General features: G+C 46.5%; 26 protein-coding genes and 1 pseudogene. All 27 read left to right on the top strand.

Translation table 11 applies throughout. The features are described from left to right. The first annotated feature begins 8 nt into the window (after positions 1-8). The 27 genes and pseudogenes from ffh to rseP all read left to right on the top strand — a co-directional run bounded on the left by ffh (position 9) and on the right by rseP (position 25,439). Positions 9-1,367, top strand: coding sequence for a signal recognition particle protein (gene ffh / locus BBI11_RS09950; RefSeq protein WP_068462881.1), 1,359 nt, complete (start codon positions 9-11; stop codon positions 1,365-1,367). A 92-nt stretch (positions 1,368-1,459) separates the two neighbouring features. Then, positions 1,460-1,732: a 30S ribosomal protein S16 gene (rpsP, locus tag BBI11_RS09945; RefSeq protein ID WP_058383567.1), complete on the top strand. Its 273-nt coding sequence runs from the start codon at positions 1,460-1,462 to the stop codon at positions 1,730-1,732. A gap of 12 nt (positions 1,733-1,744) precedes the next feature. Further along, positions 1,745-1,978, top strand: a complete 234-nt coding sequence (locus BBI11_RS09940; RefSeq protein ID WP_068462879.1) for a KH domain-containing protein — start codon at positions 1,745-1,747, stop codon at positions 1,976-1,978. Positions 1,979-2,042: 64 nt separating this feature from the next. After that, a pseudogene (rimM, locus tag BBI11_RS09935) lies at positions 2,043-2,557 on the top strand (ribosome maturation factor RimM). Beyond that, positions 2,557-3,285 (top strand): tRNA (guanosine(37)-N1)-methyltransferase TrmD, encoded by a 729-nt coding sequence (gene trmD, locus BBI11_RS09930; protein WP_068465724.1) that lies wholly within the window; start codon positions 2,557-2,559, stop codon positions 3,283-3,285. The pseudogene rimM and the gene trmD overlap by 1 nt, the downstream one beginning before the upstream one ends. Before the next feature lie 136 nt (positions 3,286-3,421). Continuing rightward, a complete protein-coding gene (gene rplS, locus BBI11_RS09925) occupies positions 3,422-3,766 on the top strand; it encodes a 50S ribosomal protein L19 (RefSeq protein ID WP_068462878.1) in 345 nt (114 codons plus the stop codon). Between the two features lie 184 nt (positions 3,767-3,950). Beyond that, positions 3,951-4,508: a signal peptidase I gene (gene lepB / locus BBI11_RS09920; RefSeq protein WP_068462876.1), complete on the top strand. Its 558-nt coding sequence runs from the start codon at positions 3,951-3,953 to the stop codon at positions 4,506-4,508. 11 nt (positions 4,509-4,519) lie between these two features. Next, positions 4,520-5,395, top strand: a complete 876-nt coding sequence (gene ylqF, locus BBI11_RS09915; RefSeq protein WP_068462874.1) for a ribosome biogenesis GTPase YlqF — start codon at positions 4,520-4,522, stop codon at positions 5,393-5,395. A 55-nt stretch (positions 5,396-5,450) separates the two neighbouring features. Continuing rightward, positions 5,451-6,215, top strand: coding sequence for a ribonuclease HII (locus BBI11_RS09910; protein ID WP_068462872.1), 765 nt, complete (start codon positions 5,451-5,453; stop codon positions 6,213-6,215). Between the two features lie 127 nt (positions 6,216-6,342). Next, entirely contained in the window at positions 6,343-7,503 is a 1,161-nt protein-coding gene (gene sucC, locus BBI11_RS09905; RefSeq protein WP_058383573.1) for an ADP-forming succinate--CoA ligase subunit beta, read from the top strand. An 18-nt stretch (positions 7,504-7,521) separates the two neighbouring features. Further along, positions 7,522-8,424 (top strand): succinate--CoA ligase subunit alpha, encoded by a 903-nt coding sequence (gene sucD, locus BBI11_RS09900; RefSeq protein WP_068462870.1) that lies wholly within the window; start codon positions 7,522-7,524, stop codon positions 8,422-8,424. A 153-nt stretch (positions 8,425-8,577) separates the two neighbouring features. Continuing rightward, the gene (locus BBI11_RS09895) at positions 8,578-9,324 is read left to right on the top strand and encodes a hypothetical protein (RefSeq protein ID WP_068462868.1); all 747 of its coding nucleotides are present in this window, start codon (positions 8,578-8,580) and stop codon (positions 9,322-9,324) included. Between the two features lie 83 nt (positions 9,325-9,407). Further along, complete coding sequence (gene dprA, locus BBI11_RS09890) at positions 9,408-10,295, top strand: DNA-processing protein DprA (RefSeq protein ID WP_068462866.1); 888 nt, start codon at positions 9,408-9,410, stop codon at positions 10,293-10,295. 109 nt (positions 10,296-10,404) lie between these two features. Further along, positions 10,405-12,474: a type I DNA topoisomerase gene (gene topA / locus BBI11_RS09885; protein ID WP_068462863.1), complete on the top strand. Its 2,070-nt coding sequence runs from the start codon at positions 10,405-10,407 to the stop codon at positions 12,472-12,474. Between the two features lie 21 nt (positions 12,475-12,495). Continuing rightward, on the top strand, positions 12,496-13,806 hold the full coding sequence (gene trmFO / locus BBI11_RS09880; RefSeq protein ID WP_068462860.1) for an FADH(2)-oxidizing methylenetetrahydrofolate--tRNA-(uracil(54)-C(5))-methyltransferase TrmFO: 1,311 nt from the start codon (positions 12,496-12,498) through the stop codon (positions 13,804-13,806). A 69-nt stretch (positions 13,807-13,875) separates the two neighbouring features. Then, entirely contained in the window at positions 13,876-14,769 is an 894-nt protein-coding gene (gene xerC / locus BBI11_RS09875) for a tyrosine recombinase XerC (RefSeq protein WP_068462859.1), read from the top strand. A gap of 16 nt (positions 14,770-14,785) precedes the next feature. Then, entirely contained in the window at positions 14,786-15,334 is a 549-nt protein-coding gene (hslV, locus tag BBI11_RS09870; RefSeq protein WP_068462856.1) for an ATP-dependent protease subunit HslV, read from the top strand. Continuing rightward, positions 15,331-16,728 (top strand): ATP-dependent protease ATPase subunit HslU, encoded by a 1,398-nt coding sequence (gene hslU, locus BBI11_RS09865; RefSeq protein WP_068462854.1) that lies wholly within the window; start codon positions 15,331-15,333, stop codon positions 16,726-16,728. The genes hslV and hslU overlap by 4 nt, the downstream gene beginning before the upstream one ends. 95 nt (positions 16,729-16,823) lie before the next feature. Beyond that, positions 16,824-17,603: a GTP-sensing pleiotropic transcriptional regulator CodY gene (codY, locus tag BBI11_RS09860; protein WP_058380457.1), complete on the top strand. Its 780-nt coding sequence runs from the start codon at positions 16,824-16,826 to the stop codon at positions 17,601-17,603. 584 nt (positions 17,604-18,187) lie between these two features. After that, complete coding sequence (rpsB, locus tag BBI11_RS09850; protein WP_068462849.1) at positions 18,188-18,904, top strand: 30S ribosomal protein S2; 717 nt, start codon at positions 18,188-18,190, stop codon at positions 18,902-18,904. Between the two features lie 88 nt (positions 18,905-18,992). Beyond that, a complete protein-coding gene (tsf, locus tag BBI11_RS09845) occupies positions 18,993-19,877 on the top strand; it encodes a translation elongation factor Ts (RefSeq protein ID WP_068462847.1) in 885 nt (294 codons plus the stop codon). A gap of 79 nt (positions 19,878-19,956) precedes the next feature. After that, a complete protein-coding gene (pyrH, locus tag BBI11_RS09840; protein WP_068462845.1) occupies positions 19,957-20,682 on the top strand; it encodes a UMP kinase in 726 nt (241 codons plus the stop codon). Further along, positions 20,682-21,239, top strand: a complete 558-nt coding sequence (frr, locus tag BBI11_RS09835) for a ribosome recycling factor (RefSeq protein ID WP_068462843.1) — start codon at positions 20,682-20,684, stop codon at positions 21,237-21,239. The genes pyrH and frr overlap by 1 nt, the downstream gene beginning before the upstream one ends. A gap of 152 nt (positions 21,240-21,391) precedes the next feature. Next, positions 21,392-22,186: an undecaprenyl pyrophosphate synthase gene (locus tag BBI11_RS09830; protein WP_068462841.1), complete on the top strand. Its 795-nt coding sequence runs from the start codon at positions 21,392-21,394 to the stop codon at positions 22,184-22,186. After that, positions 22,183-22,974: a phosphatidate cytidylyltransferase gene (locus BBI11_RS09825; RefSeq protein ID WP_068462839.1), complete on the top strand. Its 792-nt coding sequence runs from the start codon at positions 22,183-22,185 to the stop codon at positions 22,972-22,974. The genes BBI11_RS09830 and BBI11_RS09825 overlap by 4 nt, the downstream gene beginning before the upstream one ends. Before the next feature lie 18 nt (positions 22,975-22,992). After that, positions 22,993-24,135: a 1-deoxy-D-xylulose-5-phosphate reductoisomerase gene (gene dxr / locus BBI11_RS09820; RefSeq protein WP_068462837.1), complete on the top strand. Its 1,143-nt coding sequence runs from the start codon at positions 22,993-22,995 to the stop codon at positions 24,133-24,135. Positions 24,136-24,179: 44 nt separating this feature from the next. Further along, entirely contained in the window at positions 24,180-25,439 is a 1,260-nt protein-coding gene (gene rseP / locus BBI11_RS09815; RefSeq protein ID WP_068462835.1) for an RIP metalloprotease RseP, read from the top strand. Positions 25,440-25,487 lie beyond the last annotated feature (48 nt).

The raw sequence follows: 25,487 nt of genomic DNA, 5'->3' as shown, positions 1-25,487 counted from the left end.
GGTATATAGTGGCATTTGAAGGATTATCTGAACGCCTGCAAGGAACGATGACCAAAATCAAAGGCAAAGGGAAATTGTCCGAAGCAGACGTAAAAGAGATGATGCGCGAAGTCCGCTTTGCCTTGATTGAAGCGGATGTCAACTTGAAAGTGATCAAGTCGTTCATTAAGAAAGTCAGTGAACGTGCGGTTGGCCTTGAAGTTATGGAGAGCTTAACGCCAGGGCAGCAAGTCGTAAAAATCGTTAAAGATGAACTGACGGAGTTGATGGGCGGAGAGCAAAGCAAAATTGACTTTTCGACGCGACAGCCAACGGTTATCATGATGGTCGGCTTGCAAGGGGCCGGTAAGACAACGACGACCGGTAAGCTTGCAGGAGTGCTGCGCAAGAAGAATAACCGCAAGCCATTGCTAGTTGCAGCGGACGTCTACCGCCCAGCTGCAATCAATCAGCTTGAGACGATTGGCAAACAATTATCGTTGCCGGTATTCTCGAAAGGGACGGACGCGAATCCAGTCGATATCGCCCGTGAAGCGATTGATTACGCAAAAGCGGAACATTTGGATACAGTCATTATCGATACGGCAGGGCGGTTGCATGTCGATGAGCAATTGATGCAGGAACTAAAAGACATCCGGTCGATCAAAGAGCCGGATGAAATTTTCCTTGTCGTCGATTCGATGACTGGTCAGGATGCGGTCAATGTAGCGCAAAGCTTTGATGATGCAATCGGCATTACAGGGGTCGTCTTGACGAAGCTTGACGGCGACACGCGCGGTGGTGCAGCATTATCAATTCGCGCCGTCACGGAAAAGCCAATCAAGTACATCGGTACAGGCGAGAAGATGGACGCGCTAGAACCATTCCACCCAGAACGTATGGCTTCCCGCATACTCGGCATGGGCGATATGCTGTCCTTAATCGAAAAAGCGCAAACGAACGTCGATGAGGCGAAGGCGAAAGAACTGGAAGAGAAATTCCGCACGTCTTCGTTCACGTTCGATGATTTTCTTGAACAATTGGATCAAGTAAAGCAAATGGGGCCGCTTGATGAAATTTTGAAGATGCTCCCAGGCGCGGGTAAAATCAAAGGTCTCGAAAACGCTAAAGTGGACGAGAGCCAAATGGGACGCGTCGAAGCGATTATCCGCTCGATGACGATCCAGGAGAAGACGACTCCCGAAATCATCAATGCAAACCGTAAAAAACGGATTGCGCGTGGTTCCGGAACGTCCATCCAAGATATCAACAGGCTGCTTAAGCAGTTTGAAGACATGAAAAAAATGATGAAACAAATGTCCGGAATGGCCGGCAAAAAGGGCAAGAAAAAGATGTCGATGCCAGGCCTGGACTCGCTTTTTAAGTAAATTTAGTAGTGTTAAGAAAAAATACTTTACAAACCTTTTAAAGCTTGCTAATATAATATCTTGTGTGAAACTATTCGGAGGTGCTTTATAAAATGGCAGTAAAAATTCGCTTAAAACGTATGGGAGCTAAAAAATCTCCTTTCTACCGTATTGTAGTCGCTGATTCACGTGCTCCACGTGACGGCCGTCAAATCAAAACAGTGGGTACTTACAACCCGCTAACAGTTCCAGCTGAAGTTAAAATCGACGAAGAATTGGCGTTGAAATGGCTTCACGATGGCGCTAAACCATCTGACACAGTACGCAACTTGTTCTCTCAGAACGGCATTATGGAGAAATTCCATAACGAAAAACTAAACAAGTAAGGGAGCGTTCTTATGGAGCAGCTGATTGAAACGATCGTCAAGCCGCTAGTTGATTATCCGGAAGCAGTTCGTATTGAAAAAGACGAAAACACTAACCGCGTCGTCTACAAGCTTTCCGTGCATCCGAGCGATACAGGGAAAGTAATCGGCAAGCAAGGACGTGTGGCGAAAGCCGTACGCTCTGTCGTCTATTCAGCAGCAGGAAATTATCATAAGAAAAAAACGTATCTCGATATTGTGGATTGAAAAGGAAGGAGCCCCGGTTCCTTCCTTTTTTTTCAGGAAAAAATTAGAGGAAGGGTGTTTTTGCGTGGAATGGTTTAACGTAGGGAAAATAGTCAATACTCACGGGATCCGCGGGAAGTGCGCGTGATGTCACGCACTGATTTTCCAGAAGAGCGGTTCGCCATCGGCAATAAGCTCGGCTTGTTTACAGTCGGTGCGAAAAAGCCGATCATGGTCAAAGTGGCGAGCCACCGTACTCATAAAAACTTCAACCTTTTATCTTTCGAAGGGTATCCGACCATTAACGATGTCGAAGCTTTCAAAGAAGGCTATTTGAAGATCGCTGAACATGATCTCGGAGATTTGGAAGAAGACGCCTTCTACCATCACGAAATCCTTGGTTGCCAAGTGGTTTCTGTTGAAGGCGAGGAAATCGGGAAAGTAACGGAAATTTTGGAGACAGGTGCCAATGATGTCTGGGAAGTGACGCCAGCAACAGGCAAAAAGCATTACATCCCGTATATCGAAGACGTCGTCAAGGAAGTCGACATCGATGAAAAGAAAATCACTATCGATGTCTTGGACGGCTTGCTGTCATGATGAACATCCAAGTATTGTCTCTTTTTCCGCCCATGTTCGATGGGGTCTTCCAGCACTCGATCATGAAAAAAGCGCAGGACAAAGGTGCGGTATCTTTAGGGGTCGTCGATATCCGTGAGTTTGCCGACAATAAGCGCCAAGTGGATGACTACCCGTTTGGGGGAGGCGCCGGCATGGTGCTGAAGCCTGAACCGGTTTTCAATGCAGTTGAGAGCATCACAAACGAAGGTAAAAAGCCGCGTGTCATCTTGATGTGCCCTCAAGGCGAACGCTTTACGCAGAAGAAGGCCGAAGAACTTGCCCGTGAAGAGGAATTGGTCTTTATTTGCGGTCATTACGAGGGCTATGATGAACGTATTCGCGAACATTTGGTCACGGATGAGATCTCCATCGGCGATTTTGTGCTGACTGGCGGGGAGCTTGCGGCCATGACGGTCATCGACAGTGTCGTTCGCTTATTGCCTGGCGTCCTCGGCAATAGCGACTCTCCAGTCCGTGATTCTTTTTCGACTGGTCTGTTGGAGCATCCTCATTACACGCGGCCAGCGAATTTTAGAGACATGACAGTTCCTGCCGTCTTAACTTCGGGGAACCATGCTAAAATTGAGGAATGGCGAGAAGAGCAAGGGATAAAGCGGACGTTCGAGCGCCGTCCTGACCTCTTTGAGCATGTTGAACTTACCGCACAGCAAAAAAGTGTATTGGCGCGTTTAAAAGCCGAAAAATAAATCAAGATAGCTCTTGCAGACATAGGTGCAAAGTGATAACATGGAGAATGTACTTTTATGTAAAGTACACGAATCACGGTGTTCCGCTGCAACAAGCAAGAACTGCAAGAGCATCTGTAGAAGGAGAGAAAAAAACATGCAAAACATCATTACTGAAATCACTAAAGAACAACTTCGTGAGGATCACCCAGCGTTCCGTCCAGGAGACACTGTTCGCGTCCACGTGAAAGTTGTCGAGGGTACTCGCGAACGTATCCAGGTATACGAAGGAGTCGTTATCAGCCGTCGCGGAGGCGGAATCAGTGAATCATTCACTGTTCGTAAAATCTCCTACGGTGTAGGTGTGGAACGTACATTCCCTGTGCACACGCCGAAAATTGCTCAGCTTGAAGTTACTCGCCGTGGTAAAGTACGTCGTGCTAAATTGTACTACTTGCGCAACCTACGCGGTAAAGCAGCACGTATCAAAGAAATCCGTTAATATTGCAAGGACAGGAGAAGGCTTATTACCTTCTTCTTTTGCATTCAAAAGGCCTGGGCTGATTGCCTAGGCCTTTTATTGTGCTTTTTTTGATCGCCAATAGCTATGACGGCGCTTTTCTTTTCTTTGCTAAACACCTTGTTTCGCTGTACAATTAAAGCATTAAGCGCGGGGAGGAACACGCATGGAAGCTGAAGGGAAAAAGAAAAATGAAGTATGGGAATGGTCCAAAGCTCTGTTGATTGCGTTCGGCCTTGCAGCAATTATTCGATTTTTCTTATTTACGCCTATTGTGGTGGACGGCGAATCGATGATGCCCACTCTTGAACACGGAGATCGGATGATCGTCAATAAAATCGGCTACGATATCGGCGAGCCAGACCGGTTCGATATCATCGTATTTCATGCACCGGAACAAAAAGACTATATCAAGCGGGTCATCGGCTTACCAGGCGACCACATTGCCTATGAGGAAGACCAGCTATTAATAAATGGAGAAGCAGTAGAAGAACCTTATTTAGATCAATACAAAACGGGCATTTCCGGTACCTTGACGGAAGACTTTACGCTCGAGGATAAAACTAGCTATTCCACGATTCCAGAAGGTTATGTTTTCGTTATGGGAGATAATCGGAGAGCGAGCAAGGACAGCCGCCACATCGGGTTGGTATCGATCGACGAAGTCATCGGCAATACGAATTTTGTTTTTTGGCCGGTCGATGAAGCCGGCATTGTAAATTAAGGAGTGATGGCATGACGATTCAATGGTTTCCTGGCCATATGGCGAAAGCGCGCCGGGAAGTAACAGAAAAACTTAAATTGGTGGATATCATTTTTGAATTGGTGGATGCGCGATTGCCGCTATCATCCCGCAATCCGATGATCGACCAAGTGATCCAGCAAAAACCACGACTGATTATCCTCAATAAAATGGATATGGCAGACGAGCGGGAAACGAAAAAATGGATCCAACACTTCGAGAACGAAGGGACCCGGGCAGTGGCGATCAATTCCTTAGAAGGAAAAGGGCTGCAGACGGTCACCAAAGCCTCGAAAGAGATTCTGAAAGAAAAATGGGACCGCATGGAAGCGAAAGGTATTAAGCCGCGCGCCATCCGTGCCATGATTGTCGGCATTCCGAACGTTGGGAAATCGACATTGATCAACCGACTGGCGAAAAAAAGCTTGGCGAAAACTGGCAATATGCCGGGGGTCACGAAAGCCCAGCAATGGATCAAAGTCGGCAAAGAAATCGAATTGCTCGACACGCCAGGCATTCTCTGGCCGAAATTTGAAGACCAGGAAACCGGGCAAAAACTTGCGGTCACTGGAGCAATCAAGGATTCGGTCATTCAAATGCAAGAACTAGCGATTTACGCACTGAAATTCTTGGAAGAGCGCTATCCGGACCGTTTGATGGAACGCTACGGTATTGACCATATCGATGAAGATTTGGTGAAGACTTTCGATCATATCGGCAAAAAACGTTATATGATCGGCCCCGACAACGAAGTTGATTATGAAATGACAGCAGAAATCATTGTCCGCGATATCCGCAATCAGCATCTCGGCCGCATCACATTCGATTACCGCGATGAAATGATTGCAGAACAAGACGAATTGGCATAAGGCAGCGGGTCCTTCAATAGGGCCCGCTATTTCTTTGCGAAAAAGGAGTGGCGATATGGAAACAACAGCATCGATCAAAGAAAGATTACAGCAGGCTGAAACACTCGAACCCTGGATGGAAGACCTCAAGGACGATTCGCGCAAAAGCGTTCAGCAAGCGCTCGCTTCTTGGCAGCGGCGTTACGACAAAAAACTTATTTTGCTTCGCCGGCTGGAAGAAAAACAAGCCTTCGATCGGCAGTTCAAGGAACAGAACCACTCTCTCGTCTGCGGAATCGATGAAGCGGGACGGGGACCGCTCGCTGGACCAGTGGTGACAGCAGCTGTCATCTTGCCTGAAGATTGCAGTGCATTTATCGGCTTAGATGATTCGAAGGTGATATCAAAAGTAAAGCGCAATGAATTAGCGCAACTGATCAAAGAACAAGCCGTTAGCTGGTCGGTCCACATCCAGCCGCCTGAAGCCATCGACCGGCTGAATATTTACCAGGCGACGAAACAATCGATGGAAGCGGCAGCAAACAGTTTGGCTACAGCACCTGATGTCGTATTGGCGGATGCGATGAAATTAACCGTTGCCATGCCTTCTGAGGCGATCATTAAAGGTGATGCGAAAAGTTTATGTATCGCTGCTGCCTCAATTCTAGCAAAGACCGGCAGAGATGATTTGATGGACGAATACGCACGATTATATCCACAATACGGTTTTTCGAAGCATGCAGGATACGGCACTAAAGAACACTTAACCGCACTCGATACGCACGGCCCTTGCCCAATCCACCGCAAGACCTTCGAACCGGTGAAATCGATGGTCCGATAACGATAAGAGACGGAAAATTCGAAGTTTTATGCAGAGTGGCTGTCAGCTGTGGACATTCCATGGCAACTTTAATACAATGGTAGAGGCAATAAAATTAAGAGACAGATGTTTGATTGGAGGATGACAGATGAATATCCATGAATATCAGGGAAAACAGGTCCTGAAACAATATGGCGTATCAGTTCCAGAAGGCCATGTTGCTTTTTCACCTGAAGAAGCAGTCAAAGCAGCGAAAGAACTTGGTTCGGATGTTGTCGTTGTTAAAGCCCAAATCCACGCAGGTGGTCGAGGCAAGGCAGGCGGCGTCAAGCTGGCGAAAAACTTGGACGAAGTGCGTGAATATGCGAAGGAATTGCTTGGCAAGGTCCTCGTAACGCATCAGACAGGCCCAGAAGGCAAAGAAGTTAAACGCCTTTACATCGAAGCGGGCAGCAACATCGAGAAGGAATACTATCTTGGATTGGTTCTTGACCGTGAAACGTCCCTAGTCAACTTGATGGGATCAGAAGAAGGCGGCATGGACATCGAAGAAGTAGCAGCAAACACTCCAGAGCGAATCTTCTACGAAGCAATCGACCCTGTTGTTGGTTTGACTGGTTTCCAAGCTCGTCGCATGGCGTTCAACATGAACATCCCAGCTAAACTTGTCAACAAAGCAGCGAAATTGATGCTAGGCCTTTACCAGGCTTATGTGGAAAAAGACGCAGCAATCGTTGAAATCAACCCATTGGTCGTTACAGGCGACGGACAAGTAGTGGCTTTGGACGCGAAGTTCAACTTCGATGCCAACGCACTATACCGTCATCAGGACATCATGGAAATGCGCGATTACGATGAAGAAGATGCAAAAGAAATCGAAGCTTCCAAGTATGACTTGAGCTATATTTCTTTGGATGGAAACATCGGCTGTATGGTTAACGGTGCCGGCCTTGCTATGGCAACAATGGATACGATTAACTATTACGGCGGCTCACCCGCTAACTTCCTTGACGTTGGGGGCGGTGCCACCGCTGAGAAAGTAACGGAAGCATTCAAAATCATTCTTTCTGATAAGAATGTCAAAGGAATCTTCGTTAACATTTTCGGCGGAATCATGAAGTGTGACATCATTGCGGAAGGTGTTATCCAAGCAGCGAAAGAAGTTAGCCTGGAAGTGCCATTAGTCGTCCGTCTTGAAGGAACAAACGTAGAAATCGGTAAAAAACTGCTGAACGAATCAGGTCTGAACATCGTAGCTGCTGGCACTATGGCAGATGGCGCGAAACAGATCGTAGAACTTGTAGGCTAAAGAAGGGCAGGGACAATAATGAGCGTATACATTAATAAAGACACTAAAGTGCTTGTACAGGGAATTACAGGGTCAACTGCCCTTTTCCATACAAAGCAAATGCTTGAATACGGAACGAAAATCGTTGCGGGTGTAACACCAGGCAAAGGCGGAACTGAAGTTGAAGGCGTACCTGTATTCAATACAGTTCAAGATGCCGTAAAAGCTACAGGTGCCAATGTATCTGTAATTTATGTACCGGCTCCTTTTGCTGCTGATGCAATTCTTGAAGCAACAGAAGCTGAGTTGGATATGGCAATCTGCATCACTGAGCACATTCCGGTACTCGATATGGTCAAAGTGAAGCGATATATGGAAGGCAAGAAAACGCGTCTTGTCGGACCAAACTGCCCGGGTGTTATCACTCCGGACGAATGTAAGATCGGCATCATGCCTGGCTACATTCACAAAAAAGGACATGTCGGCGTCGTATCACGTTCTGGTACGTTGACGTACGAAGCGACTCACCAATTGTCTGAAGAAGGTATCGGCCAGTCAACAGCTGTCGGTATCGGCGGAGACCCGGTCAACGGCACGAACTTCATCGACGTCTTGAAAGAATTCAACGAAGATGAAGACACGTATGCAGTTGTTATGATCGGTGAAATCGGCGGGACTGCTGAAGAAGAAGCGGCAGAATGGGTTAAGGCGAACATGACGAAACCTGTTGTCGGCTTTATCGGCGGTCAAACAGCTCCAGAAGGAAAACGCATGGGCCACGCCGGTGCGATCATTTCCGGAGGCAAAGGGACAGCTGCAGACAAGATTAAAGCAATGAACGCTGCTGGAATCGAAGTTGCAGATACCCCTTCAGTTATTGGCGAAACTTTGATCAACGTGATCAAAGAAAAAGGCCTTTACGACGCTTGTAAAACACATTAATCCACAAAACCCCGAAGCATCTTTTTAGATGCTTCGGGGTTTTTTTCTTTTTAACGACCTAGAACATAAATTTTGAACGATTATGCAGCAGTTGGGGACAGCTGTCATTTATAATAGAATGAACAGCAACAAGCGTATGTAGGAGGGCATGGAATGGCAGCAGAATGGATATTTTGGGGGCTAGCGGCAGCGCCTATCGCTGCGTTTTTCGGAATGAAAATCATCAAGAAAAGAACGAAAAACAAGGAGTTGGAAGTGCAAAAACGGGCGATTATGAATGAGTTTGTGTTGCCTTTTTTACCTGAAGTCATGAGCTTTTATCATTTGGAAGTGTTAGGAAAAGATCCTTTTTCGGTTGTAGATAGCGAAAAGCTGCTCCAAGCCATATGCAGTCTCAGCAGTCAAGAAACGTATCAGCGATTTGACCGCAATGGAGCGCTCATTCATTTGCAAGAATTAGGTGCAACAGCAAAAGAAGACCAGCAACAGCTATTAAAGTTTCTTTTTTGGTATCTCGATTATTCAAATGGCATATTAGAAGCTGTGCCGGAGGAAACTAATTTCTTAATACGGGAAGCCATGCTGCTTGAAAAACAATTCGCGGTCTGGTGTATTTGTCATGAAGAATTGCGTATGGATGCCCCTGACAGCGTACTTGAGTTGATTCACTACAGTTCGTATTTTGCTGGAGTATTGAAGGAAATGGAAACGGGGGTTTTTCGGGAAATGATGGCGGATGATGAACTGCGAAACGAACGGCGAGGAAATTTTGTGCGCATTATTTTCCAGGATTTTGAAAACAATGCTCAAGGGCTAGTGGAGCTAGAGGCAATCGAACAATTTCATGAACATTTCAAGAAGCAGTATACTCAACGGAACAAAAAATTAATCCGTTTTTAATATATTTACGGATTGTGTTTGAAGCTCTATGATTAAGTAAGGTGCAGCTTTATTGCACTGAACTTTAATAGAGGAGGACTGTCATGAACGAAGAATTTACGCAACGCCTGCTTGCCTTGCATTACGTATACCCGAAAGCTTTAAACCGCATCGCTCCATTAATGAAAGACGATCCAGAACTTGAATACCTGCATTGTCGAAGTCCTATCGATCTCTCGGAAACGCTCCAAATCCCTCTGGAAAAGGCAACAGCCTTGAAGCGCTCATACCTCACCTACGCCAATACCCCCTTTATGGAAATTTACAACAAACAGCAAATCCACGCCATTTCTTACCGCCACCCTCTTTTTCCATCCTCTTTGCATGAGTTGATCGATCCGCCCGCGGCACTTTATTTGAAAGGCGATTCCGCTTTACTTGAAGCACCTGAAAAAATAGCTGTCATCGGTTCTAGGAAAGCCCAGGGCTATTCGCGATCGGTCATTCAAGAATTACTCCCGCCTTTACTGGCAGAAGGCTTTGTCGTTGTTAGTGGATTGGCGAAAGGCGCCGATGCAATGGCGCATCAATGCGCGATCGATTTCGGCGGAAAAACGATTGCTGTCATAGGGAGCGGCTTCTTGCATCGCTACCCGAAAATGAACGAGGAGTTGTTCTTTATAATAGAAGAAACTCAATTGCTGCTAAGCGAGTATCCACCGTATATGCCACCTAGAAAGTGGAATTTCCCAATGCGCAATCGCATTATCAGCGGCTTGTCAAAAGGCATCATTGTCACGGAAGCGGAAGTGAAAAGTGGCACATTGAGTACGATTGAGCATGCCTTAGACCATGGAAAAGATATCTTCGCTGTTCCTGGAGATATCTTTTCCCCGCTTTCCGCCGGTCCGCATAAATTAATTGCAGAAGGCGCAAAACCGGTGTGGGACGGGGGTCAAGTGCTTGAAGAATACCGCCAATTAAGGAGCTGAAAACAGTCGCTTCGACGAAAAACCTTGCAATCAACCAAAAACTGTTATACATTTTGCATCAGGTGATTCTTTACACAATTTGAAGAGACCTCTATGAGGAGGAGTATGAATGGCGGATTATTTGGTGATTGTCGAATCGCCCGCAAAGGCAAAGACAATTGAACGGTATTTGGGTAAAAAGTATAAAGTGAAAGCCTCTCTTGGCCATTTGCGTGATTTGCCGCGCAGCCAGATGGGTGTAGATGTTGAGAACAATTACGAGCCCCGCTATATCACGATTCGCGGAAAAGGCCCGATTTTACAAGACCTAAAAAAAGAAGCGAAAAAAGCGAAAAAAGTCTTTCTCGCGGCTGACCCCGACAGAGAAGGAGAAGCAATCGCCTGGCATTTGGCGAATGCGCTCGGAGTAGATGTCGATTCGGATTGCCGTGTCGTATTTAACGAAATTACGAAAGATGCAGTAAAAGACGCATTCAAGCAACCGCGCAAACTAGACATGGATTTGGTTGATGCTCAACAAGCTCGGCGAATTTTAGACCGTCTTGTTGGTTATAGCATCAGCCCGATTCTGTGGAAAAAAGTCAAAAAAGGCTTGTCGGCCGGCCGTGTTCAATCGGTTGCGCTTGGACTTATCATTGACCGCGAAAACGAAATCAAAAATTTCGAACCCGAAGAGTATTGGTCGATCACGGGCGAGTTCGAAAAGGCTAAGAAAGTATTCGAGGCACAATTTTATGGAACGCCAGAGAAAAAGTTGAAGCTTTCCACTGAAGAAGATGTCAAAGCTGTATTGGCTACAATGAAAGGCAAGGATTTCTTAGTAAAGAGCGTAGTGAAGAAAGAGCGCAAACGCAATCCTTCTCCGTCTTTCACCACATCTTCTCTCCAGCAGGAAGCAGCGCGTAAGTTGAATTTCCGTGCCAAGAAAACGATGATGCTTGCCCAGCAGCTTTATGAAGGGATTTCGGTCGGAAAAGAAGGCGTAACCGGTTTGATCACGTATATGCGTACCGATTCGACACGAATTTCGGAATCGGCTAAGCAAGATACAATCGGTTATATTCTCGATAAATATGGCGAAGAGTATGTCACGCAAAAGCCTGCAGCAAAACAATCTCAAAAATCTCAGGATGCCCACGAAGCGGTCCGTCCGACGAGTGTCCACCGCACGCCGGAATCGCTGAAGAGCATTTTGTCGCGCGACCTTTACCGTTTGTACAAATTAATCTGGGACCGTTTTGTAGCCAGCCAAATGTCATCTGCTGTTCTTGATACGGTGATGGCAGAATTGCAAAACGGCGAAGCGATTTTCCGGGCGAATGGTTCTCAAGTGAAGTTTCCTGGTTTCATGAAGCTTTACATTGAAGGGACCGACGATAAAAAAGAAGAAAAAGACAATATCCTTCCAGAAATGAAGGAGGGCGATAAAGTCAAAGCGACCGACATTACGCCGAACCAACATTTCACTCAACCGCCTCCGCGCTTTACGGAAGCACGCCTAGTGCGTACCTTGGAAGAGCTCGGCATAGGCCGTCCATCGACCTACGCGCCAACTTTGGATACGATTCAAAAACGCGGCTATGTCGCTTTGGATGCCAAGCGGTTTATCCCGACTGAACTCGGTGAAATCGTCCATCAATTGGTGCGTGATTTCTTCCCAGATATTTTGAACATCGAGTTTACCGCGAAGATGGAAAACGATTTGGACAGCATCGAAGAAAGTGAAGTCGATTGGCGAGCAATCATTGATGTGTTCTATAAAGAGTTTGCGAAAGACCTTGAAGTGGCTGAAAACGAAATGGAAAAAGTTCAAATTAAAGACGAGCCGGCAGGAGAAGATTGCGAAGAATGTGGTTCGCCAATGGTGTTCAAGCTTGGGCGCTATGGCAAGTTCATGGCTTGCAGCAACTTCCCGGATTGCCGTAACACAAAAGCGATCGTCAAGCATATCGGCGTCAAATGCCCGACTTGTAAAGAAGGAGAGATCGTGGAACGGAAAAGCAAAAAGCGCCGCATATTCTACGGCTGCGAACGTTATCCGGAATGTGAATTCGTCTCATGGGACAAACCGATCGAACGTCCTTGTCCGAAATGCAGCAGCTTGATGGTCGAAAAGAAAGTGAAAAAAGGCGTGCAGATCAACTGTACTGCTTGTGACTACAAAGAAGAAGTTCAATAAATCATATAGAGGTGTTTGATCATGACGAAAATTGTAAATGTAATCGGTGCCGGACTTGCAGGAAGCGAAGCGGCATGGCAAATCGCCAAACGTGGCGTCAATGTAAGGCTATATGAAATGCGTCCGGTAAAACAGACTCCGGCGCATCATACAGATAAATTTGCAGAACTGGTTTGCAGCAACTCGTTGCGTGCCAATTCATTGACCAATGCCGTTGGCGTCATCAAAGAAGAGATGCGCAAACTGGATTCGGTCATCATCGATGCAGCCGACAAAGCGTCGGTACCGGCTGGCGGCGCGCTTGCAGTGGACCGTCATGAGTTCGCTGGCATGGTCACAGAAAATGTCCGCAACCACCCGCTCGTTGAAGTCATCAACGAGGAAGTAACAGAAATTCCGGAAGGTATCACAATCATCGCCACCGGACCGTTAACATCCCCTGCACTTGCTGAAAAAGTCCGCAAGTTGACTGGAGAAGAATACTTGTATTTCTATGATGCGGCAGCGCCAATCGTCGAGAAAGACAGCATCGACATGGATAAAGTTTATTTGAAATCGCGTTACGATAAAGGCGAAGCAGCCTATTTGAATTGCCCGATGACAGAAGAAGAGTTCCGCCGCTTCCATACAGCTTTAGTTGAAGCGGAAGTCGTGCCGCTTAAAGAATTCGAGAAGGAAATTTATTTCGAAGGCTGTATGCCTGTCGAGGTGATGGCTGCTAGAGGTGACAAAACCTTGACGTTCGGGCCGATGAAACCGGTCGGGCTCGAAGACCCGAAAACCGGCGAACGGCCATATGCAGTCGTGCAATTGCGCCAAGACGATGCAGCGGGAACGCTTTATAACATTGTTGGGTTCCAGACGCATTTGAAATGGGGGGCGCAAAAAGAAATCTTGCGCATGATTCCGGGACTTGAGAACGTGGAAATTGTCCGCTATGGTGTTATGCACCGCAACACGTTTATCAATTCGCCGAATGTCTTAAAACCAACCTATCAATTGAAAGCTGATTCGAATATTTTCTTCGCCGGCCAAATGACAGGCGTTGAAGGGTATGTGGAGTCTGCAGGAAGCGGCTTATTAGCTGGCATCAACGCAGCGAAGCTCGCATTAGGTGAAGAGCTGGTCGTCTTGCCTGCAGAAACGGCACTTGGCAGCATGGCACGTTACATCACCGAAGCAGATTCGAAGAACTTCCAGCCGATGAATATTAATTTCGGCTTGTTCCCAGATCTCGGCGAACGTATCAAGTCGAAGCAAGAGCGCGCTGAGCGCCACGCCAACCGTGCGCTTGAATCAATTCAAAATTATATGAATTCAGTGACGGTTTAATTGAAAAAAGCCTCTAAGTATTGGTATACTTTAGAGGCTTTTTTAAATGCCTGAAAGGCGGCGTGCCAGATGACGAAAGAACAAATGCTCGAATCGTTCATGAGCTATATCCAGTTGGAAAAGAATTATTCCGCCCACACTGTCCACCAGTACCTACAGGATCTGGAGGGTTTTTTTCTGTTCCTGGAACAAGAAGGCGTGAGTGATCTGCACGAAGTCGAATACCTTCATGCGCGAAATTATGTAACGAAATTATATGAAGCCCAATTATCCAGAACGTCCATCTCGCGAAAAATTTCTGCCATCCGATCGTTTTTCCGTTATGGCAACCGCGAGTTTGGACTCAGCGAAGCCGCGTTCCGTTCGCTGTTTCATCCGAAAAAAGAAGAGCGGCTGCCACAGTTTTTTTATGAGGAAGAACTTGAGCAGCTGTTTGCTTCACTGACAGGTGAAGACGCATTATCGCTGCGCAATCGTGCTATGCTCGAATTGCTTTATGCGACCGGCATGCGTGTCAGTGAATGTGTATCAATAAAAATGAAAGACTTAGACCGTCATATGCAAATCGTCAAAGTGCTCGGCAAGGGCAGGAAAGAGCGTTACATCCCCTACGGCCAATTTGCTCATGATGCGCTGGAACTTTATATCGATAGTTCTCGTCCTCGATTGATGAAGTCGAAAGAGCACGACATGTTGTTTGTCAACAGTCGCGGCGATGGAGTGACGGACCGAGGCATCCGCCACATTTTGAATGAATGCATGAAAAAGGCGTCGCTCAATTCCGCAATCTATCCGCATATGATCCGCCATACTTTTGCGACCCATCTTTTGAACAATGGGGCGGACATGCGTACAGTCCAAGAGCTGCTTGGCCATACCCATCTCAGTTCTACGCAAGTTTATACGCACGTAACGAAAGACCATTTGCGCAACACGTATTTAAAGTCCCATCCAAGGGCATAAGGAGGAAACCAATACCATGCAGGAATTTCATGCAACCACAATCTTTGCAGTGAAGCATAAAGGCAAATCGGCAATGGCTGGTGATGGCCAAGTGACATTCGGTAATGCCGTTGTCATGAAGCATACCGCCAAAAAAGTTCGCCGGCTCTATAACAACGAAGTATTGACTGGTTTTGCCGGTTCTGTAGCTGACGCTTTTACGCTGTTTGAAATGTTTGAAGGCAAGCTCACTGAGTTCAACGGTAATTTGCAGCGCGCCGCAGTCGAACTCGCCAAGCAATGGAGAGGTGATAAAATGCTGCGCCAATTGGAAGCGATGCTCATCGTCATGAACAAAGACGAACTTTTATTAGTATCAGGCACCGGTGAGGTCATCGAACCCGATGATGGGATCCTGGCAATCGGCTCAGGCGGCAATTACGCACTCGCAGCAGGCCGTGCGTTGAAGACTTATGCCGGCGATCACATGACAGCAGGGGAAATCGCCCAATCCGCACTTGAAACGGCTGCGGACATTTGTGTCTATACAAATCATCAAATCATTATGGAGGAGTTGTCCGAATGAAAACGCAAACCGATTTGACTCCGAGGCAGATTACCGATCACTTGGACCGCTTCATCGTTGGACAAAAAGATGCCAAACGATCGATTGCGATTGCGCTACGCAACCGCTACCGTCGCAGCCGACTAGATGAAGAGATGCAGGATGAAGTCATTCCGAAGAATATTTTGATGATTGGTCCGACCGGTGTTGGGAAAACGGAAATCGCGCGCCGCATTGCGAAACTGACAGGAGCGCCATTTATTAAAGTTGAAGCGACGAAGTTCACGGAAGTTGGATATGTCGGGCGCGATGTGGAATCGATGGTACGTGATTTGGTCGAAGCTTCTGTGCGCATCGTCAAAGAAGAAAAGTACGAAGCCGTAAAAGAGCGCGCAGAATCCTCTGCCAACGACCGCCTCGTAAAATTGCTGGCGCCGTCGATGAAGAAAAAGCAGTCTGCGCAAAATCCACTTGAAATGTTCTTTGGCCAAAAGCAAGAACAGGAAGAAGAAGACCCGGAAGCGGAAGTCGAAGTGCGCGTCAAGCGCCGGGAAATTGCCGCTGACTTGAAAGCCGGCAAGCTTGAAGAGGAATGGGTGACGGTAGAAGTGACCGAGAGTAACGCTTCTATGTTTGATGCTTTCCAAGGTTCGGGGATGGAGCAGATGGGCGAGAACATGCAAGATGCCTTGTCTTCTTTGATGCCGAAGAAAAAGAAAAAGCGCCGCATGCAAGTAAAAGATGCACGCCGCGTGTTGGCGGCAGAAGAATCGGAAAAGCTAGTGGATAGCGAAGAGATATCGATGGAGGCGATCCGCCGCGCTGAACAGCACGGCATCATTTTTATCGATGAAATGGACAAGATTGCAAGCAAAAACTCCAGTTCCTCTGCTGATGTATCGAGAGAAGGCGTTCAGCGCGATATTTTGCCAATTGTCGAAGGTTCGACTGTAACGACCAAATACGGCGCGGTGAAAACAGATTATGTGCTATTTGTTGCAGCCGGAGCATTCCATATGTCAAAACCATCCGATTTAATCCCAGAATTACAAGGCCGTTTCCCAATTCGTGTCGAACTGACCAAGTTAGAAGTAGATGATTTCGTGAAGATTTTGACAGAACCGAAACATTCCTTGCTCAATCAGTATAAAGCTCTTCTCGAAACAGAGGGAGTTGTGGTACACTTTACTGATGCGTCAATCGTCAGACTTGCGGAAATTGCTTATGAAGTAAATCAACAGACGGATAATATCGGCGCTCGCCGACTTCATACAATATTGGAACGCTTATTGGAAGATTTATCATTTGAGGCATCTGAGATTTCACCTGCTCAAATCGATATTACCCCCCAATATGTTAACGAAAAGCTTGAAAATGTGGCGAAAAATAAAGATTTGTCACAATTTATCTTGTAGAACGAGTCATATTGGTTTCATTAAAGTGTAAAAACCTTTAGAATATTGAATAAACGGTGCGAAATACGTACGAATCATGTAGGAGGTTCATTATTATGAATTTATTGGGAAAAACAAGACGCATTAACTCTATGCTGCAAGCAGCAGCCGGCAAGCCGGTTAACTTTAAGGACATGGCTGAGACATTGAGCGAAGTCATCGAAGCAAATGTCTTCGTTGTCAGCCGCAAAGGGAAGGTTCTTGGTTATGCTGTTAACCAGCAGATCGAAAACGACCGCATGAAGAACATGCTTGAAGAACGCCAGTTCCCGGTCGAATATACACAAAACCTTTCGAACGTTACAGAAACGTCCGCTAATATGGATGTGAACAGTGAGCACACAATCTTCCCTGTAGAAGAGCGCGAACTATTCAAAAACGGTTTGACGACAATCGTTCCAATTATCGGCGGCGGCGAACGCCTTGGCACATTATTGCTTGGCCGCGTCAACGACCAGTTCGGCGATGATGACTTGATCCTTGGCGAATACGGTGCGACAGTTGTCGGCATGGAAATCCTTCGTGAAAAAGGCGACCGCATCGAAGAAGAAGCCCGCAGCAAAGCAGTTGTGCAAATGGCGATCAGCTCACTTTCGTACAGCGAACTTGAAGCAATCGAGCATATTTTTGAAGAGCTTGACGGCAACGAAGGCTTGCTTGTTGCTTCTAAAATCGCTGACCGTGTCGGCATTACGCGTTCGGTCATCGTCAACGCACTTCGTAAACTTGAAAGTGCTGGCGTTATCGAATCCCGTTCTCTCGGCATGAAAGGGACGTATATCAAAGTATTGAATACGAAATTCCTTGCTGAGCTCGAACAATTGAAAATGAATTAATCTTATGTGCCGCCCCGGACTATTCAATAGTTCTGGGGCGGCTTTTGTGTATTGTACTACCTCAGAATGTCGAAGAAGTTGCAGCTTTTCATTACAAATTGTCTGTTCCATTTCCTGTTTATAATTAAGGGAATGTAAAAGGGTGTTGAGTAAATAATTCTTCGGCGTTAGTGTAGCGGAAGCCGGCGACTAATGAATATGCGAAGCCCGAACATAGTGAGGGTTGAGCAGATGTGGGAGCAGCGGTTTTCAATGTGGGGCTTACTCGACGAATCGTGCCCTGGCAGCTGGCAACGCGACGTCCTGTCGCGCCAGCTGCATGACCCATATCCTGTGGGCCCGAAAGCGACCGGCTGGAGCGGAACGAAAAAATTGCCGAGGTTTCTCAAAAGCCTCTATACCTTTTCCAAGCTTTCGCTAGCTTTTTAAAATATCAGTTGCAGGCACCAGCAAGAGCGTGGTATAATTTCAAATGGTGTTAAATACACACGCATTCCGATCTGTTCCGCTGGTGCCTGAATGGGTAACGGTTCAGAAGCGAAGAATGCGGAGGCAAACAAAAACCTATTAGGAGGAAACACATCATGGCAGTAATCTCAATGAAACAATTGCTTGAAGCTGGTGTTCACTTTGGCCACCAAACTCGCCGCTGGAACCCGAAAATGAAGAAATACATCTTCGTGGAACGTAACGGCATCTACATCATCGACCTTCAGAAAACGGTCCGTAAACTTGAGGAAGCTTATAACTTCATGAAACAAGTGGGCGAAGAAGGCGGTAAAGTTTTGTTCGTAGGAACAAAAAAACAAGCACAGGACGCTATCAAAGAAGAAGCAGAACGTTCTGGCAACTACTACATCAACCAACGCTGGTTGGGTGGTACTTTGACAAACTTCGGCACGATCCAAAAACGTGTTAACCGCATGAAACAGATCGAGCGTATGGAAGAAGACGGCACTTTCGATGTCCTTCCGAAAAAAGAAGTAGTCCAATTGAAAAAACAACACGAACGCTTGGAGAAATTCCTAGGCGGTATCCGTGACATGAACGGTCTTCCGGATGTAATGTTCGTTGTAGACCCTCGTAAAGAACGCATTGCAGTAGCAGAAGCTATGAAATTGAACATTCCAATCGTTGGTATCGTTGATACAAACTGCGATCCGGACGAAATCGATTACGTAATCCCTGCAAACGACGATGCAATCCGTGCGGTCAAACTATTGACTGGCAAAATGGCAGACGCTCTTCTTGAGTCTAAGCCAGAAGAAGACGAAGAAGTATCAGCAGAATCTGCTGAGTAATTCGCAATGTTTACAGGTGATAAGCGGCCAACCCCACTTATCACCTTTTTTTGAGAAAACACAGACAAATTGAAGGAGGAACTTAATCATGGCAGTTACAGCTCAAATGGTTAAAGAATTGCGCGAAAAAACAGGCGCAGGTATGATGGATTGCAAAAAAGCATTGGTACAAACTGACGGTGATATTGACGCAGCACTAGACTTCCTTCGCGAAAAAGGCTTGTCAAGCGCTTCTAAAAAAGCAGACCGCATCGCAGCTGAAGGGATCACTTCAATCCTTGAAGAAGGAAACGAAGCAGTCATCTATGAAGTTAATGCTGAAACTGATTTCGTTGCGAAAAACGAAGGTTTCCAAACTTTGGTTAAAGAAATCGGCGAGCATTTGCTTGCAACTAAACCGGCAACAATCGATGAAGCGAACGCTTCGACAATGTCTAACGGCTTGTCAGTAGCAGATCACATCTCAAATGCCATCGCTAAAATCGGCGAAAAAATCACATTGCGCCGCTTTGAAATCCGTACAAAAGCAGACAACGATGCTTTCGGCCCTTACTTGCACATGGGCGGACGCATTGGCGTTCTAGTCGTATTGGAAGGCTCTGCTGATTCACAAGCTGCACGCGATATCGCTATGCACATCGCTGCCCTAAACCCGAAATACATTTCACGCGACGAAGTCTCTGCTGACGAAGTAGAGCGCGAGCGTACTGTATTGACTGAGCAAGCATTGAACGAAGGCAAGCCAGAAAAAATCGTTGAAAAAATGGTTGAAGGCCGCCTTGGGAAATACTTTGAAGACATCTGCTTGCTTGACCAAGCATTCGTTAAAAACTCTGACCAGAAAGTCCGCGACTTCGCAGCATCTGTTGGCGGTTCTGTAAAAGAGTTTATCCGTTATGAAGTAGGCGAAGGCATTGAAAAACGCGAAGACAACTTCGCTGACGAAGTTATGAGCCAAGTCAACAAAAAATAATTCAACTTTTATATGAGTCATTCGGGGAGCACAATGTTGTGTTCCCTGTTTTTCAATAAACGTGTAACGGAGGGTACCGATGAGTGTTCCAAAATACAAACGCATTGTACTGAAATTAAGTGGAGAAGCGATGGCAGGCGGACAAGGTTTCGGTCTTTCCCCTGAAATCATCAAATCTGTCGCTGCGCAAGTGAAAGAAATCGTAGACCTTGGGGTTGAAGTAGCTGTAGTGGTCGGCGGTGGGAATATCTGGCGTGGTAAAGTCGGATCTGAAATGGGCATGGACCGTGCAACGGCAGATTATATGGGCATGCTTGCAACCGTCATGAACTCACTAGCCTTGCAAGATTCTTTAGAGAAACAAGACGTGGAAACACGCGTATTGTCTTCTATTGAAATGCGCCAAGTTGCTGAGCCGTATATCCGCAGAAGAGCGATTCGCCACCTCGAGAAAAAACGTGTGGTTATTTTCTCTGCCGGAACTGGAAATCCTTACTTCTCGACAGATACGACGGCTGCCTTGCGTGCGGCAGAGATCGAGGCTGATGTCATCTTGATGGCGAAAAACAATGTGGACGGCGTTTATTCCGCTGATCCGAAAACCGATGTTGAAGCAGTCAAATACGATGAACTATCGTATTTTGAAGTCATTCAACAAGGACTTCAAGTGATGGACTCGACAGCTTCCACATTATGTATGGACAATGATATTCCACTCGTAGTATTCTCTATAATGGAAAAAGGAAACATAAAACGAGCTGTTCTGGGTGAAAAGATCGGGACAGTTGTGAGGAGAACATTATAATGCCAAAAACAATCATGAACGACACGAAAACAAAAATGAGCAATGCCATTCAAGCTTTTTCGCGTGATTTGGCTTCTATCCGAGCGGGGCGTGCAACCCCATCATTGCTCGACAAAATTACAGTCGAGTATTATGGTGCTCCAACACCGATCAACCAAGTAGCGGGTATTTCCGTACCGGAAGCGCGCTTGATCATGATCCAGCCTTACGACAAAACAGTATTGCCTGAAATCGAAAAAGCAATCATGAAATCAGATCTTGGGCTCAGCCCTTCAAATGACGGCAATGTTATCCGTCTTGCGATCCCGGCTCTTACAGAAGAGCGCCGCAAAGATTTGGTTAAACAAGTGAAAAAAGAAGCGGAAGAGGCGAAAGTGGGTATCCGCAACATTCGCCGCGATGCTAATGACGAGTTGAAAAAGTTAGAGAAAAAGAGCGAAATCACAGTTGATGATTTGCGCGGCTACTCGGACGATGTGCAAGATATGACGAATACGCATATCGCTAAGATCGACGACATGACTAAAGACAAAGAAACTGAAATCATGGCAGTTTAAGCGAACTTCATCTGTTTCTGGGCGTCCTGTTTAACAGGACGCTTTTTTCATGCCAAAATTTTGGGAGTGACTTGAAAGTTCACGCACAACAGCCATTTTTTTGATATGATAAGCAATAGACATTCCGATTGGTTACAAGTGGAGGATTAATTATGTTCAATAAACTATTAAAGAGAAATATAGAGCCGGTAGTGGTGGAATACGGTGAGCGTGCAATGGCTGTAGCGGGTGCAGGTGTGCCGTCTCACGTCGCGATCATTATGGACGGCAATGGCCGCTGGGCAAAAAAGCGGTCCATGCCGAGAATCGCCGGACATCACGAAGGCATGAAGACTGTCCGTAAAATCACCAAGCTTGCAAGTCATCTTGGTGTGGATGTATTGACTTTGTATGCCTTTTCGACGGAAAACTGGAAACGTCCGAAAATGGAAGTCGACTTTCTGATGCGTTTACCGGAAGAATTCCTCACCAGCTTTTTGCCGGAACTCATTGAGGAGAATGTTCGCGTGGAAATGATGGGCTATACAGACAATTTACCAGCCCATACGCTTCAAGCGATTAAAAAAGCGAAAGAAGCAACCAAGCATAACGATGGATTGGTGTTAAATTTTGCATTGAATTACGGCAGCCGGGCGGAAATCGTCGATACTGTCAAAAACTTAGCGGCGCTAGTAAAGGCAGGAGAGCTGGATCCATCGGAGATTTCCGAAGAGATGATTACAAGCCGACTGATGACGAGCGCTTTGCCGGAGCCCGATTTATTGATCCGAACGAGCGGGGAGGTTCGTTTGAGCAATTTTATGTTGTGGCAATTGGCCTATACGGAATTATGGTTTACCGATACCTTATGGCCGGATTTTGGTGAAGATTGTTTGCTTGAGGCATTCGAAGTTTATCAGAAACGAAATCGTCGATTTGGTGGCTTGAAGGGGGAAGAAGTAAATTGAAGCAACGCATTATTACAGGAGCTATAGCAGCTGCTTTATTCATTCCGTTTGTCATCATCGGCGGAATTCCGTTTATTCTTTTGGTATATGTCCTTGCAACAATCGGTTTTCAAGAATTACTTAAAATGAAAGGCCGGAGCCTCATGAGTGTGCCCGGCCTTATTTCTCTGGTCGCTCTATATGCCTTTATGCTGCCGGGTGACTGGTCTCAGGAAGTATACGAATGGACCGGCTATTTAAAAGTGGAATTTGTCTTTATGGCAGTTATTTTGTTGCTCATACATACAGTTGTTGTTAAAAACAGTTTTACATTTGATGACGCTGCGTTCGCCATCCTGGGTACCCTTTATGTGGGCTTAGGGTTTTATTACTTAATCGAAACTCGGGAATCGGGGCTTGCTGTGCTGGTTTTTGCGCTGCTGGTCGTTTGGTTCACCGATTCCGGCGCTTATTTTACCGGCCGCAAAATCGGCAAACGCAAGCTATGGCCTGAAATTTCGCCGAACAAGACCATCGAAGGATTTGTCGGAGGCATCATATGGGCTATAGGCATCGGCTTAATCTTCTCCTATTTTGCTGGTATGGAGCAGTCGCTAGTACTCGTTGCCGTTGTGGCGATCGTCGCTTCGATTTTTGGCCAGTTGGGTGATTTGGTGGAATCGGCATTAAAGCGCCATTTCAATGTCAAAGATTCTGGAAAGATGCTGCCGGGGCATGGCGGCATTTTGGACCGATTCGACAGCATTCTGTTTGTTATGCCGCTTTTGCATTTCCTGCATTTTATTTAAGAGAGGATTGTTTCATTGATGAAAAAAATCATATTGCTTGGGGCGACCGGATCAATCGGCGTCCAGACAGCGGATATCATCCGGGAACATCCCGAAGAATTTTCGCTTGTCGGTTTATCAGCTGGTAAAAACATGGAAGTTACTCGAAAACTGATACAGGAATTTCGTCCGGAAATCGTTTGTGTTCAGCTCGCTGAAGATGCAAAGCAGTTGCAACAGGAATTTACGGGCATTCAATTCGTTCATGGCAGCCATGGCCTAATTGAAGCTTCGACCTATGATGCGGATGTTTTGGTCAATGCAGTGATCGGCAGTGTCGGACTTGAGCCGACTTTGGAAGCGATTAAACTGGGCCGCACGATCGCCATTGCCAATAAAGAAACGCTCGTGACAGCTGGCCACCTCGTCATGCAAAGTGCGAAACGATACGGTGCAGACATCTTGCCGGTAGATAGTGAACATTCGGCTTTGTTCCAAGCACTTAACGGTGAAAAAATCGAACAGGCGAGTCGTCTGATTTTGACCGCTTCTGGCGGAAGCTTCCGTGACAAGACACGCGAAGAGCTCGCCGACGTCACAGTGGAAGACGCGCTCAATCATCCGAACTGGTCTATGGGGTCCAAGATCACGATTGACTCTGCGACGATGCTGAATAAAGGGCTCGAGGTCATTGAAGCGCATGTATTGTTCGATTTTGCTTATGACGATATCGATGTCTTGCTGCACAGAGAAAGCATTATCCATTCGTTGGTCGAGTTCCAAGACACGAGTGTCATGGCACAACTCGGCACGCCGGATATGAGAGTGCCGATCCAATACGCCCTTTCTTATCCGGACCGACTGCCGCGCCCGTCTGCTAAACGATTAGATCTCGCGGAAATCGCCCAATTGAATTTTCGGGCGATGGATTACGAACGCTTTCGTGCGTTGAAGCTGGCATTTGACGCCGGCCGTGAAGGCGGCACAATGACAACTGTCTTGAATGCTGCTAATGAACAGGCAGTAGCAATGTTCTTAAACCGCCAAATCGGCTTTTTGCAAATAGAGGAATTCATTGAACGGGCGATGCTGGCGCATAAAACGATCGCATCTCCCGATTTGGAGACGATCTTGGCTGCAGATTCTGAAACGAGAAAAACTGTAGAAAACATGCTAAAATAGCGACAGATTAAAACCGAATAAGGTTTATGAAGGATGGGTTCAAAATGGAGACAGTATTAGCGTTCATTATCATTTTCGGCGCCTTAGTGTTTTTCCACGAACTGGGCCATTTCTTGTTCGCTAAGCGGGCTGGGATTCTCGTTCGTGAATTCGCTATCGGGATGGGCCCAAAGATTTTGGCCATCACACGAGGCGAGACGCTGTATACGATCAGATTGCTTCCGATCGGTGGTTACGTCCGCATGGCGGGCGAAGAAATGGATGCTATTCATTTGCAAGCAGGCCACCGCATCGGATTGCTACTTGACGAACAGGGACAGGCAAAGAAAATCATACTCAATCAAAAGCATGTCTATCCCGATATTTTGTTCCTAGAAGTGGAACAAGCAGATCTTGAAAAAGACCTTTTTATCAAAGGGTATGACGAAGATGAACAATTGATGAATATTAAAGTTGCTCGCAATGCCGTAGTGGAAGAAAACGGCCGTGAAACGATCTTGGCGCCTTACGATCGCACATTTGATGCGAAAAATTTGCCGAATCGTTTCATGACGATTTTTGCAGGTCCGTTTTTCAACTTTATCCTGGCATTTTTCATCTTTACCGCGATCGGCATGATGCAAGGCGTGCCAACGTTCGAACCAGTCATTTCGGAAGTTACAGAAGACAGTCCTGCTGAACAGGCAGGCATGCAGGACGGCGATTTGGTGACAGAAATTGAAGGCCAATCGATCAGCACATGGGATGAACTCGTAGAATCCGTGCAAGGCAGTGCCGGAACAGCGCTTGATTTCCAAGTAGAGCGCGGCGGCGAATCGCTAAGTTTCACGATCACCCCAGAATTGTCTGATCAAACGGCAGAAGAAGTCGGCGTCATCGGCGTGCTGTACCAAAGTCCTGTAGAAAAAGACTTTTTCGGTTCATTTGCTTACGGCGCGGAACAAACGGTTTTTTGGTTCAAGGAAATTTTCCGTTTGCTCGGCATGCTCGTGACTGGACAGTTCACAATTGATGCCTTGTCAGGGCCTGTAGGCATTTATAAAACGACTGAAGAAGTCGCACAGTACGGTATCTTTACGCTTATGAGCTGGGCTGGCATGCTCAGCATCAACTTGGGGATCATGAACTTATTGCCGCTTCCTGCTCTTGACGGTGGCCGCCTCATGTTCTTCGTTGTCGAAGCTTTGCGTGGCAAACCAGTCGACAAGCAAAAAGAAGGAATGGTCCATTTTGTAGGGATCATGCTATTGATGCTGTTGATGATCGTCGTGACCTGGAATGACATCCAGCGATTTTTCTTTTAATTGATGAAAGGAAAGCGTCTATCGCTTTCCTTTCTCTGCTACATAGAG

The organism is Planococcus maritimus (assembly GCF_001687625.2).
In the GTDB taxonomy this organism is placed as follows: Bacteria; Bacillota; Bacilli; order Bacillales_A; family Planococcaceae; genus Planococcus; species Planococcus maritimus.
Note: the sequence above shows the minus strand (reverse complement) of the source record. Positions and strands in the feature narration are given on the sequence as shown.